This is a genomic window from Roseiarcus fermentans, assembly GCF_003315135.1.
Classification (GTDB): domain Bacteria; phylum Pseudomonadota; class Alphaproteobacteria; order Rhizobiales; family Beijerinckiaceae; genus Roseiarcus; species Roseiarcus fermentans.
Genome location: NZ_QNRK01000022.1, coordinates 61,191 through 75,700 on the forward strand (window position 1 = coordinate 61,191; position 14,510 = coordinate 75,700).

13 protein-coding genes are annotated in these 14,510 nt (G+C 67.2%); 5 read left to right on the plus strand and 8 right to left on the minus strand.

The annotated features are described in order from the left end of the window. Nucleotides 1-222: 222 nt before the first annotated feature. From DFR50_RS18935 to DFR50_RS18945, 3 genes are all read left to right on the plus strand, one after another. Nucleotides 223-1,530 carry a porin family protein gene (locus DFR50_RS18935; RefSeq protein WP_113890834.1) on the plus strand — a complete coding sequence of 436 codons (1,308 nt, stop codon included), beginning with the start codon at nt 223-225 and terminating at the stop codon, nt 1,528-1,530. Between the two features lie 22 nt (nt 1,531-1,552). Further along, on the plus strand, nt 1,553-2,362 hold the full coding sequence (locus DFR50_RS18940) for a polysaccharide biosynthesis/export family protein (protein WP_113890835.1): 810 nt from the start codon (nt 1,553-1,555) through the stop codon (nt 2,360-2,362). 113 nt (nt 2,363-2,475) lie between these two features. Further along, on the plus strand, nt 2,476-3,366 hold the full coding sequence (locus tag DFR50_RS18945) for a cellulose synthase operon protein YhjQ/BcsQ (protein WP_147262813.1): 891 nt from the start codon (nt 2,476-2,478) through the stop codon (nt 3,364-3,366). Nucleotides 3,367-3,375: 9 nt separating this feature from the next. Here DFR50_RS18945 and DFR50_RS18950 read toward each other — a convergent pair whose 3' ends face one another. Then, nucleotides 3,376-3,666, minus strand: coding sequence for a gamma-butyrobetaine hydroxylase family protein (locus tag DFR50_RS18950; RefSeq protein WP_113890837.1), 291 nt, complete (start codon nt 3,664-3,666; stop codon nt 3,376-3,378). Nucleotides 3,667-3,675: 9 nt separating this feature from the next. After that, a complete protein-coding gene (locus DFR50_RS18955) occupies nt 3,676-4,809 on the minus strand; it encodes an Mrp/NBP35 family ATP-binding protein (protein ID WP_113890838.1) in 1,134 nt (377 codons plus the stop codon). 214 nt (nt 4,810-5,023) lie between these two features. Here DFR50_RS18955 and DFR50_RS18960 point away from each other — a divergent pair, with 214 nt between their 5' ends. Further along, complete coding sequence (locus DFR50_RS18960; RefSeq protein WP_113890839.1) at nt 5,024-5,524, plus strand: hypothetical protein; 501 nt, start codon at nt 5,024-5,026, stop codon at nt 5,522-5,524. Nucleotides 5,525-5,574: 50 nt separating this feature from the next. Here DFR50_RS18960 and DFR50_RS18965 read toward each other — a convergent pair whose 3' ends face one another. The 5 genes from DFR50_RS18965 to DFR50_RS18985 all read right to left on the minus strand — a co-directional run bounded on the left by DFR50_RS18965 (nt 5,575) and on the right by DFR50_RS18985 (nt 11,177). Further along, the gene (locus DFR50_RS18965; RefSeq protein ID WP_113890889.1) at nt 5,575-6,828 is read right to left on the minus strand and encodes an NAD(P)/FAD-dependent oxidoreductase; all 1,254 of its coding nucleotides are present in this window, start codon (nt 6,826-6,828) and stop codon (nt 5,575-5,577) included. Nucleotides 6,829-6,956: 128 nt separating this feature from the next. Beyond that, on the minus strand, nt 6,957-7,604 hold the full coding sequence (locus DFR50_RS18970; RefSeq protein ID WP_113890840.1) for a TetR/AcrR family transcriptional regulator: 648 nt from the start codon (nt 7,602-7,604) through the stop codon (nt 6,957-6,959). A 132-nt stretch (nt 7,605-7,736) separates the two neighbouring features. Further along, complete coding sequence (locus tag DFR50_RS18975) at nt 7,737-9,338, minus strand: bifunctional 3-(3-hydroxy-phenyl)propionate/3-hydroxycinnamic acid hydroxylase (protein WP_113890841.1); 1,602 nt, start codon at nt 9,336-9,338, stop codon at nt 7,737-7,739. A gap of 34 nt (nt 9,339-9,372) precedes the next feature. Next, complete coding sequence (locus DFR50_RS18980; protein WP_170153287.1) at nt 9,373-10,281, minus strand: VOC family protein; 909 nt, start codon at nt 10,279-10,281, stop codon at nt 9,373-9,375. Between the two features lie 41 nt (nt 10,282-10,322). Beyond that, entirely contained in the window at nt 10,323-11,177 is an 855-nt protein-coding gene (locus DFR50_RS18985) for an alpha/beta fold hydrolase (protein WP_170153288.1), read from the minus strand. Between the two features lie 371 nt (nt 11,178-11,548). Here DFR50_RS18985 and purB point away from each other — a divergent pair, with 371 nt between their 5' ends. Further along, nucleotides 11,549-12,856, plus strand: coding sequence for an adenylosuccinate lyase (purB, locus tag DFR50_RS18990; protein ID WP_113890844.1), 1,308 nt, complete (start codon nt 11,549-11,551; stop codon nt 12,854-12,856). 126 nt (nt 12,857-12,982) lie between these two features. Here purB and DFR50_RS18995 read toward each other — a convergent pair whose 3' ends face one another. After that, a complete protein-coding gene (locus DFR50_RS18995) occupies nt 12,983-14,488 on the minus strand; it encodes an extracellular catalytic domain type 1 short-chain-length polyhydroxyalkanoate depolymerase (RefSeq protein WP_245427956.1) in 1,506 nt (501 codons plus the stop codon). Nucleotides 14,489-14,510 lie beyond the last annotated feature (22 nt).

Consider the following 14,510-nt stretch of genomic DNA (forward strand, 5'->3'; position numbering starts at 1 on the left):
GGAAACCGGAAGGACGCTGGGCGGCGCAAGAAAAAGGCTGGGTTGGGGCGGGGCCGGCCTTTGCCGGCCGACGTCGCGCCGCCAAGCGGAATCATGTTAACAATCGGAGGGTTTGACTGAGGGCCGTTCGAACCGGCCTATGAACGCCGGAGACGCTTGGCGCATCGGGATGCGCCGCCAGGAGAATGGACGGGTGCACGCGCGTCGGAGCAAGGGAGATCGATGAGTCGGGGCGTTGTTCTGACGCTCGCAGCGACGATGGCGCTTGCCGGCCTGACGGGCTCGCGGGCGGACGAACTGCCTTTGCTCGGCTGGCCGGCGCTGTGGCCCGCAGCCCCGGCGGTCACGGAAATCTTTCCGCGGATGCCGGAAAACTGGGGCGATTTGCCGCTGCAGTTTCATCTTTCGGAGCAGGCCGGCTACAACAGCAACATAACGAATACACCGACCGGGCCTGGTGCCAACAGCGGAAATTACGGCCGTCCCATCGGCGCCATGGAGTCGATCTCGACCTACGGCGTGTCGTTCAAGAACGAAATCGGGGCGCATCAATTCTTCGGCGACGCCTCCTGGGGTGTGTATCGCTACCTGGATCACGCCAATTTCAATATCGCTCACAGGGCGGTCGATATCGGGGATAATTTTACCTACGGGTCTAAGTGCAATGGGAGTTTGAAGTTCTCGGATATCTCCGCTCCGGCGTTGCCGGGCCAGCAAATCGGCTACAATGTCATCAATACGCTGACGACGGTGTCGGCGACTGAAAATCTGAAATGCCTCATAAACGGCGAATATTCCGGGATTTTCAACAGCGGCCTTTCCAAATCGACGAACTCAGCCACCCTTGACGCGGTCAACAACTATCAATCTGCCTTCATCGCCGCTGGAATTAGCTACGCTGTGTCAGAGACAAATAGTTTACAGCTCCTTGCGACGATTACTGGCACGGATTATACAGACCGGGGTACCGCACTCAACACGGCTGGCCTGAACAACAACATCACGACCGATCAGGTCATGGCGACATATACAAAAAATTTCGGTCCAAATCTGTCGCTAAACGCCCAATTTGGCGTCGTCGGGGTGACGAATTCGTACTTTGAATTCGGCCTGCCGCGATCGATATTGCCTCAGTACTCCCTTTCGCTGCAGTGGGCGATCACGCCAAAGCTCGCCCTGACTGTCAGCGCATCCCGGCTGGTGTCGCCGCCCACTTCGCTGCTCAGCAATCTCCAGGTCACGGAAAACGCAACCGCCGGCCTTTCCTATCAGTGGACGCCGAAGATCACCCTGTCGGGCAATCTGACCGCGGGTTACGCGACCGGCGTCGCGACGCCGATCGTGACCCAGGGACTCTACAGCTATTATACGAGCAATCAGAAGACTTACGGCGGGACTGCGACCCTGAATTACGCGATCACGCCGTTCCTCGCCGCCAGCCTCAGCTACCAAGTCACCAAGACTGTCCAGGCCAGCCTGACGACCAACGACAGTTTGGTCTTGATGGCGCTCAACTTCAACCCTTATTGAGACTCCGGATTTGGAGCAAACCATGCGAACGATATTGCAAGTGGGTCAGATCCGGGCGCTCTTCTTCGCCGCAGCAGCTTGCGCGGCTGCCGCCGGCAGTTCGGCGTGGGCCGAGGGAGGCCGCGCCCTGACGAGATCCGACGTGGTGACGATCAAGGTCGTTAGCCAGCCGGACATGGACACCACCTCGCGCGTCGACCTCGACGGCACGATCCAGTTTCCCTACGTCGGCCGGATCAAGGCGGCCGGTCTGACCGAAGACGCGCTTGCGCGCGCGATCGAAAAGCGTCTCGCCGCCCGGCAGATCGTCAACGATCCGCATGTCCTGATCGAGATTTCCAACTTCGGCGCCGAAGTGAGCGTACAGGGCCAGGTCGGCGCCCCGGGCCTGTATACGATCGACCGGCCGACCACCCTGACCCAGATCCTGGCCCGCGCCGGGGGCCTCAGGGAGACCGGCGCCACCGTCACCATTCAGCGGAAAGGAGCGGCGGGCGGGACCGTCCGGACTTACAACGGGGCCGACATCGTCTCGGGCAAGGTCAACGGCGACCGCATCGTTGTTCAGGACAACGACGAAATCTTCGTCGCGCTCGCGCCTTTTTATTATGTTTACGGGTATGTTGGGCATACGGGAGAATTCCAGCTCACGCGCCCCATCACCGTGCAGCAGGCGATCGCGATCGCCGGCGGACTGAGCCAACTCGGCACGGATTGGCGGCTGAAGATCAAGCGTAGGGCGGCGAACGGGGAGACCGAGGAGGTGCCGGCTTCGCTGGACGATCAGGTGGAGCCGAACGACACCATCATCGTCAACGAGCGTCTGTTCTGACCTTGACGCCGGCCGGGATAGCGTTGCGCAAGCGAACGGTGGTAATTGGGACGGAGCCATCATCCTGTCGTCCGCGCGTCGCCATGGCGGCCGCCTACTGAGAGCGTGAGTTGATGACCTTGAACACAAACCGCGCGTTGGAATCCGGTGCGGCGCCCATCCATGCGGGAAGCGACCCGATCGAGCAGCAGATCCTCGCCGCCGGCAATCTGACCGACGCCCAGGTGGAGGCGATACGGGGCTTCCAGCGGCGCAAGGGTCTGACCTTCGGCGAGGCGGCGATCACGCTCGGGCTGGTCCGGCGCGACAGCCTGTTTCTGGCGCTTTCGAAACGCTACAACTACCCCGTCCTGAGTTTCAGCAGCGACGAAGCGCGGTTCTCGCGTGAACTGGTGGTCGGCTTCCAGCCGTTCAGCCCGGGCGCCGAGGCCTTTCGATCGGTTCGATCGGGGCTCGCGACCGGGCCGCTTTCCCAGGGCAAGAACGCTTTCGCCGTCATCGGCGCGCACAGCGGCGTCGGCGCCACCTATTTCGCCGCCAATCTCGCATTGTCCTTCGCCCAGATGGCGGTGCCGACGCTTCTCATCGACGCGAACCTGCGCAAGCCGAGACTCGCGTCGCTGTTCGGGGTCGATGCCAAGACCGAGGGTCTGGTCGAGGCGCTGACCCACAGCGACGCGCACGCGCCTCCAGTCGCGGTCGACATCGTCCCGGGTCTCTCCCTGCTGGTGGCCGGCGCCACCGCGCCGCATCCGCAGGAGCTTCTCAGCTCCAAGGAATTCCTGAACCTTTCCCAGAATGCGCAGCGCAATTACGGCGTCGTGATCTACGACACCCCGGCGGCGCTTGAGAACGCGGACGCCTACGTCGTCGCGTCCCGGGTCGGCTCGGCGATTCTGCTCGGGCGGCGCAACCGGACCCGGGTCGCCGACATCAAGACCGTGGCGCATGCGCTGGAAAGCTTCCAGTGCGACATCGCCGGCACGGTGTTGGCCCGGTTCTAGCGCCGCCGGTCAGGCGGGCCCGAGCCGGCGCAGATAGTCCCAGGCGTACAGGCCGGTGCTGTGGCCGTCGTCGAACACGATCCGGATCGCGTAATTGCCGATCGGCTCGATATCGACGATGCGGACGTTCTCCTTGCCCGTGACCGTGCGCTTCTCGCCGGGGCCATGGCCCTGGACCTCGGCGCTCGGGCTCTCGACCCTCAGGCGCTCGGCAGTCAGGCTGATCGTCACGCCGTCGTCGAAGGCGATCTCGAGCGTCCGCCCGTGATCCTTCGCCACAATGTCGGTCGGCCAGGCCATGGCGCGCTCTCAGGAGAAGCGGATGCGAGGAGCCGGCCTCGCGCCGGGCGCGCCGGTCTGCAGCGTCTCGGCCACCCGGCGCGCGATCTCCAGAAAGGCGCCGGCGTGGGCGCTGTCGGCGAGGGTCGCCACGATCGGGCGGCCCTCGTCCGAATTGGTCCGGATGGCGATGTCGAGCGGAACCTCGCCGAGGAACGGAACGCCGAGGGTTTCCGCCTCCCGCCGTGCGCCCCCGTGCGAGAACACGTCGGTGCGCGCTCCGCAGTGCGGGCACAGGAAATAGCTCATGTTCTCGACCACGCCGATCAGCGGCACCTGCACCTGCTTGAACATCGCGATGCCGCGCCGCGCGTCGATGAGCGCGAGATCCTGCGGGGTCGAGACGATCACCGCGCCCGAGAGCGGCACGGCCTGGGCCATGGTGAGCTGCGTGTCGCCTGTGCCCGGCGGCATGTCGACGACCAGCACGTCGAGGTCGCCCCAGGCGACCTCGCGCAGCAGCTGGGTCAGCGCCGACATCACCATCGGCCCGCGCCAGACCACCGCCGCGCCTTCGTCGACCAGAAAGCCGATCGACATCACCTTGACCCCGTAGGCCTCGAGCGGAACGAGCTTCTGTCCGTCAGGCGAAACCTCCGGCCTCGCGGACAGGCCGAACAGCTTCGGCATCGACGGGCCGAACAGGTCGGCGTCGAGCACGCCGACCGCGAGGCCGAGCCTGGCGAGGGCGACCGCGAGATTGCAGGCGACCGTCGACTTGCCGACCCCGCCCTTGCCGGAGGCCACGGCGATGATCCGCTTCACGCCGGGGATCGGCTGCATGCCGCGGCCGGCGCGCGGAGCGTGTCCCGCCGGGGCGTGGTCGTGGGCGTGTCCGCCGCCGCCGGCGACGGCGCGCGCCTGCTCCGCCGTCAGGGTGACGACGGCGCTGGAGACGCCGGGAACCGCCTTGATCGCGGCTTCCGCCGCGGCGCGCATCGGCTCCATCGCCCTGGCGCGGTCCGGATCGATGGCGATGGCGAGGAAGGCCTTGCTGTCGCGGAAGGTGAGCCCGGAGATCGCGCCGGAGTCGGGGAGCGGGGTCTTCCCGTCCGGTCCGGGCACCTTGGCGAGGGCCGCCATCACCTCGTCACGAGACGCCATGGGTGTCATGTCCTGCTTGCTGGCCGCCGAGGCGACTCGGCCGGACCCTCTCAATAGGCCAACGGCCGAGACTCGGGAAGGGGAGCCGTCAGATGTCGCTACGCGGAAACCTCTCATCCGGGGAAACCTCCCCGGCCTGTTTCACGCCGACGCAGAGCGTGTAGGATGGCGAACGGCTCGACCGCAGCGGTCGGAGCGGAGTGGGAGCGACGCCATGAAGGCCAGTTCTGCTGTTGACGGCAAAGCCAGGGTCAACGCGTCAAGAGCGAAGGCGGCCGGCTTCGGCGCCGCGGCGCTCGTTCTGAGTTCGGCGCTGGCCTTCGCCGCCGACGATATCCCCGACATCAAGGGGCCGTGGACCGGCAAGTCGTTCACGATCGTCGCCGGCGCGGCGCCGCACTGGCCGAACAACGCCGGCACGTTCGCAAACCCGGGTCTCGGCGAAAAGGATCTGGTCATCGCCATCACCCATCAGGAGGGACGACGGTTCTGGGGGACGACATCGCTGTCGGACGATCACGACCGGTCCGAGGAGCCGTTCATCGGCGAGCTTTATGGGCCCGGGAACCGCAAGGTGATGATCGCTCATACGGTCGGGGTGATCGAGGGCGAAATCGACGGCGACGTTCTTTCGTTCTGCTTCGCGCAGGCGGACGGTCGCGGTCCGACCAAGAGCAGCGTCGTCAGTTGCACCGAGGTCCACCGCTCCCGCTGAGCGCGCGGGCGCGCTTCGAATGGCCGCAGGAGGCCGTCGGACGTCTCGTGTCATCCGAAGCGCTCCGCCCGGAACGGGGCGGGGTCGACGAACGGGGTCGCGCCGGTCACGATTTCGGCGATCAGCCGTCCGGTGATCGGCCCGAGGGTCAGGCCGAGATGCTGGTGGCCGAAATCGAGCCACAGGCCGGGCTTGCCGGGGAAGGGTCCGACGATCGGGCGCATGTCGGGCAGGCACGGACGGCGGCCGAGCCAGGGCGCGGCGTCCTTGCGCGCGCCGATCGGGAACATGGCCTTTGCGAACGGCTCGAGCCGGTCGATGTGGGCCGACGACGGCGGGTCGTCGGGCCGGGCGAACTCGGCGCCGGTCGTGAGCCGGAGGCCGAGCGTCGTCGGCGCGACCAGATAGCCCTTCTCGAGGTCGAGCACTGGACGGCTGAGGAACGCGTTCCCGCGCGCCTCATAATGCATGTGGTAGCCGCGCTTGACGAAGAACGGCAGTCTCAGCCCGAATTTTTTCGCCAGATCGTTCGCCCAGGGCCCGAGCGCGACGACCACGTCGGGCGCGGCGACGCGTCCCTTTGCGGTCGTGACCATCCATCCGCCCGCCGCGGACGCGAGCGTCATCGCGTCGCCGGTCTCGAACCGTCCCCCCCGCTCGACGAACAGCGCGGCGTAGGCGCGGGTGAGACCCCCGGGGTCGGGCGTGCTCAAGGGATCAGGGAACTGCGCCGCGCCGCGCCCGGCCTCGCCGACGTGCGGCTCGAGCGCCAGAAGCCCGTCGCGGTCGAGAAAATTTGCCACGACGCCGTAAGCCCTCAGCGCCTCGACGTCGCGGCGCGCGCCGTCCTCGCCCTGCGAGGTGCGCCACACCTTGATCCATCCGGTCGGCCGCAAGAGGTCGCCGCAGCCTGCGGCCTCAGCGAGCTTCCGGTGCGCGTCGGCCGCGCCGAACACGAGCGGCTTCATCGCCGCGGCGGTCTCGGCCACCCGCGACGAATGCGAGAACTGGAAATACTGCCAGAGGGCGGGGGCGCTCGCCGGCAGCGCGCGGTAACGGACGTGGGCGCGGGGGTCGCGGTTGAGCGCGGCGGCGGCGATCTCGGCCGGGTCGCTCGGCAGCGTGTAGGGGATCACCGCCTCGCTCTGGACCAGCCCCGCGTTGCCGAAACTCGTCTCGTCCCCCGCCTCGCCCCGGCGATCGACGAGCGTGACGTCGAGGCCGCGCGCCTGCAGCGCGAGCGCGGCCGACACCCCGACCATGCCGGCGCCCAGAACGATGGCGTCGACGCTGCGTGACGGCATGGGAAGATCCTCGATCATGGTGAGGCGCGTCGCTCGCGCCTCGATGTCCTGCGTCTTCCTAATCGATCGGACGCGTCGACGTCGATACGGCGAGGTCGGCGCTAGCGCGCAAGCGGCAGGTCCGGCTGTTACGACTCCAGCGGCGGCAACTCGCGTTGCAACGCCTCGTCGATGAGCGCCGGGTCCGCTCCCAGACCGGCGAGGATGGCGCGAACGACCTGAAGAGCGCGCTCCTTCCCGCCGCTTTCGACATGGGATGATCGAAGAGCGAACACCATCACCCCGTATGCGACAGCTTCGGCCAGTTCGATTTCGGAAACCCTGATCATACCCTTCGCGATCGCCTCTTCCAGATCGGCCCGCGCACGCCGCGGAGCGACCGTGCCGACGCCGGAAACGGAGCCCAGAAAGGCGCGGAAGACCGGATTTAGAGCCGCCTTGCGGTAGAACAGGCGCGCCGCGGTCGCGAAGCGGATGACGGGGTTCGGTTCCTCTTCGACGACGGGAACGATGGACGCGATGAATGCGTCCGAGAGCGTCGCCAGGGTGGCGTCGAGCAGATCCCGAGTCGTATCGAAATAATTGTAGAAGGTGCCGCGGGAGACGCCGGCGGCTTTGACGAAATCGTCGATGACCGGGCTGTCAGGGCCGTACTTCGCGAAAATCGGCACGGCGGTCTCGATGATCAGCGCCCGGGTCCGCGCCCGCTGCGCTTCACCGGCCGCCGCGCGCGGATTGGCCGGGCGCTTGCGCCTGGACTTCAGTTCGTAGCTCATGCCGACGCTTATAGCGAAAGCAAAGCGGATCGTCCGCGATACGATCCTGGACTTTCCGGGCCCGACGGCGAACGTCCTGGCTGGGCGCGCGGCTGGCGCCCGCGCATCGTTTAGCCCGCCGGTCGACTGCGGTTATGCAGCCGGAGGGAGCGCGGCGAAGGCCGCCCGCGCGGCGCCCTCCCGGATCTCCGGCGCCGGGACCGCGAGGCCGAAGACGTCGGACGCGGCGACGAAGCGGTCGGGTCGAAGCGCCACGACGCGGACGCCGAAACCGCGCATCCACTGTTGCAATATGCCGTTGAGGTCGACGATGTTGTCCGGGCCGTCGCCGCGATCGTTGGCGCCAAGCGCTTTCGCGTAGCGCGCGCCGAGCGCGTCCCATTCGGCTTTCTCGCCCGGCGAAAGAAGATCCCTGGGGTCGACGCCGTCTCCGAGCAGGGTGAAGCCATCGCCAAGCAACTCGTCGAGAAGGCAGAGTTTGCCGGCCGAGTTTGCGACCCGCGGTTGCGGAATCGTCTTGCCGACGGCGCTGTCGGCAGAGACGCTCCCTCGCACCCAGCCGCTTTCGAGGAACGGCGGACGAAGAAGCGGCGGCTCCTCAGGCGGCGCGTCGGGCGAGGGGGCAAGCGCCGCCATTTCCTCGTCCGTAAGCTGCTGCTTGATGATGCGCCCCATCTGGACCGCGACGGCCGTCATCATGGCGACGGTCGGCGCCCGTTCGACCTCGTAGGTGTCGAGTAGGCGATCGGGCAGGCGACCCTTCAGAACCTCGCGCAGCTTCCAGCTCAGATTGAACGCGTCGCGGATGCCCGACTGCATGCCCTGGCCCGCCCAGGGCGGCATGAGGTGCGCGGCGTCGCCGAGAAGGAAGATTCGACCCTCCCGCCATCTTTCCGCGTGCCGGACGTGATGCTTGTAGAAGGCGTGTTGGTGAATCTCGATCAGGTCGTCGGTCACGCCCAGCGAGTTGAGCAGGGGCCAAAGCTGCTCCTGGGTGGCGAAGTCCTTTTCCGACTCGTGCGCCTCGAGCGGGAACTCCCAGCGATGATTGCCGAGCGCCAGCGCGATATCGACGACCGGTCGCTGCTTGTCCGACCAGAAGGTCAGGATATTGCGGTTCGGCCACCATCGCTTGACGCGAGCGTCGACCACGACCCATAGCTTCTCGACCGTTTCGCCCAGCATCTTCACGCCGAGTCGGTCGCGGGTCTTGCTGGAGCCGCCGTCGCAGGCGAGCGCGTAGCGCGTACGCACCGTGGTCTCCGCGCCGTTCCTCACGTCGCGGCTGGTGACCGTAACGCCATCGGCGTCCTGATCGACGGCTACGACTTCGACTCCGAACCGCACATCCACGACATCGGCGTAGTCGGGCATTCGGGCGCGCATGACCTCCTCCATCCTCGGCTGATAGATGGCGTAGGAGCGCGGGTGTACGCCGAGGGCCGAGGGCGGAAAGGTCAGATGGGTGATTTCATGACCGCTGTAGGTTATCCAGCGCAAGGCGACAGTCTCGTCCATCACCTCGGCCAGATCCCGATCCAGTCCGAGCGATTGGAAGCAACGCATCGTCGAGTCGCAGACCGTCACCGCGCGGGCGCGTGGGTAGATCGCGGGCTCGCGCTCGAGAGCGATCGTCTTGATCCCGTACTGTCCAAGACACAGCGCCGCGGTCAGTCCCGTCGGCCCATAGCCGATAATCGCGACGTCCGCGTCGAACGCCTTGCCGTTGCTCATCGATTCCTCCCTGGATGCGGATTGTGTTTCGTTGTCAGGCGGTCGGCGAAGCGGCGCCCTTGTGGCCCCACTCGCTCATCTGGCTGAAACGGCCGACCGTCCAGGCGGAGTCGTCGACCAGCAGGCCGCCGCATCCGAATTCGACGAGAACGCCCGAGGGCGTCCGGCCGTAGAACGACACCATTTTGTCGTTGGGGTGCTGGCCGATATCCATGGCGATCGGATAGCCGGCGGCCCGGCAACGGTCGCGCGCGAGGCCAACGTCCGTGATCGACCGCGTCTCGAGCATGAAGTGGTGCAGGCGCTTGACCGGGCCGGGGATCGGCGGTCGCGGCGCGACGGCATAGGAGTGGTGCCGCTCGTTGGCGTGAAAGAACGCGACTTCGAACGTCACGCCCGGCGCAACCGTAATGTCGATGTAGTCGCTGATCTTCAGGCCAAGGACCTTTTGCGCGAAGTCGACGGCCGCCGGATAATCGGCCGCCTGATAGACGGCGTGCCCCAGGCCGCCGTCGCCGGTGACGAAGCCCGATGCAACCTTGTCGGACACAAACGGTTTTGAAGCCTTCTTCTGTCCGCTGAACGCCTCGTGCCGGTTGCCGTCCGGGTCGCGGAAATGCAGCATGGCCTCGACGCCTCGCAAAGCGAGTTCCGGCGCTGAAGCGTTCGACCATTCCAAGCCGAGCGCGTCGAGCTTTCTGGCGAATTCGGCGACGTCGTCGACGCCCCACCCGGCAAAGGCGCAGTCGTCGGCCGGGCCCTCGACGAGAACGAAGCGTTGCGCCGCGTCGTCCATTCGCAGCAGGCGCCTGGCCTTCCCGTCGCCGCTCTCGGGCGGGTCGAGGACCTCGAGGCCGAGGACCCCGGAGGCGAAGCGCTCCCACGCGGGCAGATCGCCAACTTCAAAGCCAAGATAGCCGAGTTCGTGCACGCTGACGCTCATCGCCGTCTCCATGGTGAAAGCCGAAGTTGAATCTCAAAGGGTCACGGATTGCTGAGGAAGCTGTCCACCAGATCGTTGAAGCGATCGGGATGCTCCCATTGCGCCCAGTGGCCACAATGGGTCAGCAGGACGAAATCCGCGTTGGGCATGACGCGGAACGGCTCCATGCCGGCCGCCGGATTGACCTCGTCCTGAATGCCCCAGACGAACAGCGCACGGTGCGGAAGGGTCGCAAGGCGCGGGTCCAGACTGATGAAGGTCTCCTTGCCCGGACCGCCGGGCGGCGGAAGGAGCGGCGGGTTGGCGCGGATCTCCGGATCGTTGCTGGCGTCGAAGCGCGCTTTCAGGATCTCCGGCGTGATCAGGCTGCGATCGAAGACGAGAAGCTCGACGAAGGCCGTGAGCTTCTCGATCGTCGGGCCGTCATCGAGATAATAGGCGAGGAGCCGCTTGACGCCATCGGTCGGCGCCTTGGCCCCGGCGACCACGCCTCCGCCCGGTCCCATCAGGACGAGCCTGTCGACGCGGTCCGGGTCATCCATCGCCAGGCACAGCGCCGCCGAACCGCCGAACGAATTGCCGACCAGATGCGCCTTTGCCAGCCCGACGGCGTCCATGAACGCCTTGACCGCCAGCCCGCCGTTCTGAAACGGGCCGGCGGCGCCGAAGGCGTTCAAATTCTTCGAGCTCTCGCCCCAACCCGGAAAGTCGATGACCCACAGGCGATGACGCTCGGAGAGCGCGCCGACGTTCTTGCCGTAGTTGCTTGCGCCCGTCGCGCCCGGACCGCCGCCGTGCAGCATGACGACATCCGGACCCGCTCCATGAACCTGGTACGAGATGCGCCACGGCTGCCCGATGTCCGTGCAGCCCTCTACAGTCCGCTTGTCCGGCATCCGTTCCTCCCGCATGTCCGCGATTTTTCGAAGCGCGGCTTCCAAATCGCGCCACAAACCGACGTCCGCGTGGGGACCGTCTCATACGATGACATTTATGTCAATAACATGTGTGTCAGCGTCGGAGAGCAATGAGCGCCGATCGCAAGCCCGCGCGCCGCCATGCGCTCCGGATCGCTCGCTTTGGCACGATCGGCGGCATTCGGACCCTTCTCCGGGGACGCCCGGTGCCGGCGCATCGGCTCGCGCCGCCGGCTCGGGTGCTGATCGGCGTCGGGCGGCTGGCGCCGCGAGGGGTTCGGCCCTCTCGACCCGACATCCGCGCTCCTGTAGACCGCGCCGGAACCCGAACATGACGCGAGCCTAAAGACATGATCCCCCGCTATTCCCGCCCCGAGATGGTCGCCGTCTGGTCGCCCGAGACGCGCTTCCGCATCTGGTTCGAGATCGAGGCCTTTGCTTGCGAGGCGATGGCCGAGCTCGGGGTCATTCCAAAGGAGTCGGCGAAGGCGATCTGGGACAAGGGAAGCAAGGCGCAATTCGACGTCGCCCGGATCGACGACATCGAGCGGGTGACCAAGCACGACGTGATCGCCTTCCTGACCCATCTCGCCGAGTTCATCGGCGAGGATTCGCGCTTCGTCCATCAGGGCATGACGAGTTCCGACGTGCTCGACACCTGCCTCGCGGTGCAGCTGCGGCGCGCCTCCGACATTCTGATCGCCGACGTCGACGCCCTGCTCGCAGCCCTCAAGCGGCGCGCCTTCGAGCACAGGCTGACCCCGACCATCGGCCGCTCGCACGGCATCCACGCCGAGCCGACCACCTTCGGGATCAAGCTGGCGCTGGCCTACGCCGAGTTTTCCCGCGCCCGCGCCCGGCTCGTCGCGGCGCGCGAAGAAATTTCCACCTGCGCCATTTCCGGGGCGGTCGGCACCTTCGCCAACATCGACCCGCGGGTCGAGGAGTTCGTGGCGAGGAAGCTGGATCTGAAACCCGAGCCGGTGTCGACCCAGGTGATCCCGCGCGACCGCCACGCGGCGTTCTTCGCCACGCTCGGCGTCGTCTCCGCCTCGGTCGAGCGGCTCGCGACCGAGATCCGCCACCTTCAGCGCACCGAGGTGCTGGAGGTCGAGGAGTATTTTTCCGAAGGCCAGAAGGGCTCGTCGGCCATGCCGCACAAGCGCAATCCGGTGCTGACCGAGAACCTCACCGGGCTCGCGCGCATGGTGCGCTCGGCGGTCACGCCGGCGCTCGAGGACGTGGCGCTGTGGCACGAGCGCGACATCTCGCACTCCTCGGTCGAGCGGATGATCGGCCCGGACGCCACCGTCACCCTCGACTTCGCGCTCGCTCGCCTGACCGGCGTCGTCGACAAGCTGCTCGTCTATCCGGAAACCATGAGAAAGAACCTCGACCGGCTCGGCGGCCTGATCCACTCGCAGCGCGTGCTGCTGGCGCTGACCCAAAAGGGTTTTTCACGCGAAAACGCGTATGCGCTGGTCCAGCGCAACGCCATGCCGGTGTGGCGCGGCGAGGGCGATTTCCTGACCCTCCTGAAGGCGGACCCGGACGTTTCGAAGGCGCTGTCGCCGACGGAGCTCGAGGCGCTGTTCGACCTCGGCTATCACCTGAAGCGGGTGGATGTGATTTTCGAGCGGGTGTTCGGGGCGGCGTAGGGTCCGCTGTCATCTCTGCGAAAGCGCATTCGCGGGGATGACAAGCGTGGGATCCGAGTCGCCCCCGCGAAAGCGTGCGAAAGCGGGGGCGAGACCCAGGCCACGGGGCGCCCGCTTCCGCCAGCGTCAATGTGCAGCCTTCTCCAAAAAGAACCGCAGCATCTCGCGCGAGGCGTCGGGGCCCTTGGCGTCGGTGAACGATCCTTCGGGCCTGCCGCCCGACCAGGCGTGGCCGAGCCCGTCGACGGACCAGAACTCGGCGTGGGCGGCGCCGCGTCCGTTCGTGACGACGGTGCGGGTGTAGGCGCGGCCGCCGGCGGTCCCGTCCTGAATCAGCTCCTGCGCGCCGCCGGGAAGGGCGGCGCGGGCGTCGGCGAGAATGGCGGCGGCGTTGGACGGATTGACGACCCTGTCGCCGGCGCCGTGGAACACGATGGTGCGGACCTGCCCGGTCGCGCGGCTCGTCCGCGCCCCGTTCATGCCGCCGCGCATCGCCATCAGCCCGGACGGCAGGTCCGACGCTGCGCCGTGCGGCAGTCCCGAGTGGACGCCGGCCGCGGCGTAGAGGTCGGGGTAGGTCGCGCCCATGATCGCGGCCATCGCGCCGCCGGCCGAGAGGCCGGCGACATAGATCCGCGCGGGATCGACGGCGAACTCGGCCATGACCGCGCGGGTGAGGCCCGCCAGGATCGCCGGCTCGCCCTCGCCGCGCGTCTGGTGGGCGAGGTCGAACCAGTTCCAGCACGCCGACATGTTGGCGCTCGAAGGCTGCCTCGGATAGGCGACGAGGAAGCCCATCTCTTCGGCGAGCGCATTCATGCCCGTGCCGACGGCGAAATCGTCCGGGTTTTGGCTGCAGCCGTGCAGCATGACGACCAGCGGCAGCGCGCGCCCTTGCGCCCGGCTCGGGACGTAGAGCTTGTAGTCGCGCGACCCCGTCGCGCAGGAAAAACTGCGCGTGTGGAAGGCCGAGCCCTCCGGAACCGCGACGGCGGGCGGCGTGCGCAAGCCCAGGACCTGCGCGGCGCCGCGACCGACGCCGGGAAGATTGGCCTGCCTGAGGAGGTCGACGACCTCGCCCAGCGGGCGCCGCTTGCGCCCGGACGATTGTCGCGGGGTCGGGGCGTCTTCCGCCCTCGCCGTCCGCTCCGGCGCCGGCTGCGCTGCCGTTTCGGCCGTCCCGAAGACCGGAAACGGCCGGCCCGCGCGCGGCGCTTCGGGGGGAGAGGCGTCACGCGTCCGGTCGAGGAGCGCGCGCTGGATGACCCGGGTCGCCTCCATGACTTCCTGCGCGCGAACCAGTTGCACGGCCTGCCGCACGGCGGCGCCGAGGTCGGTTTTCAAGGGTTCTATCCTCGTGACGACGGGGTTCGCCGAAAGCGCTCGGCGAGCGCCGACCTCCGCCTCTCCCCCGCTCGCCGTCCGTTCCGGCGCCGGCTGCGCCGCCGCCTCGAGCGTCGCCGCGGACCCAAGGGCCGGAAACGGCCGGCTCTCGCGCGCGGCTTCAGGGGGAGAGGCGTCATTCGTCCGGTCGAGGAGCGCGCGCTGGATGACCCGCGTCGCCTCCATGACGTCCTGCGAGCGAACCAGTTGCAGGGCCTGCCGCATGGCTGCGCTGAAATCGGTCTTCATGGGTCGGATTCCTTTTGGAAGG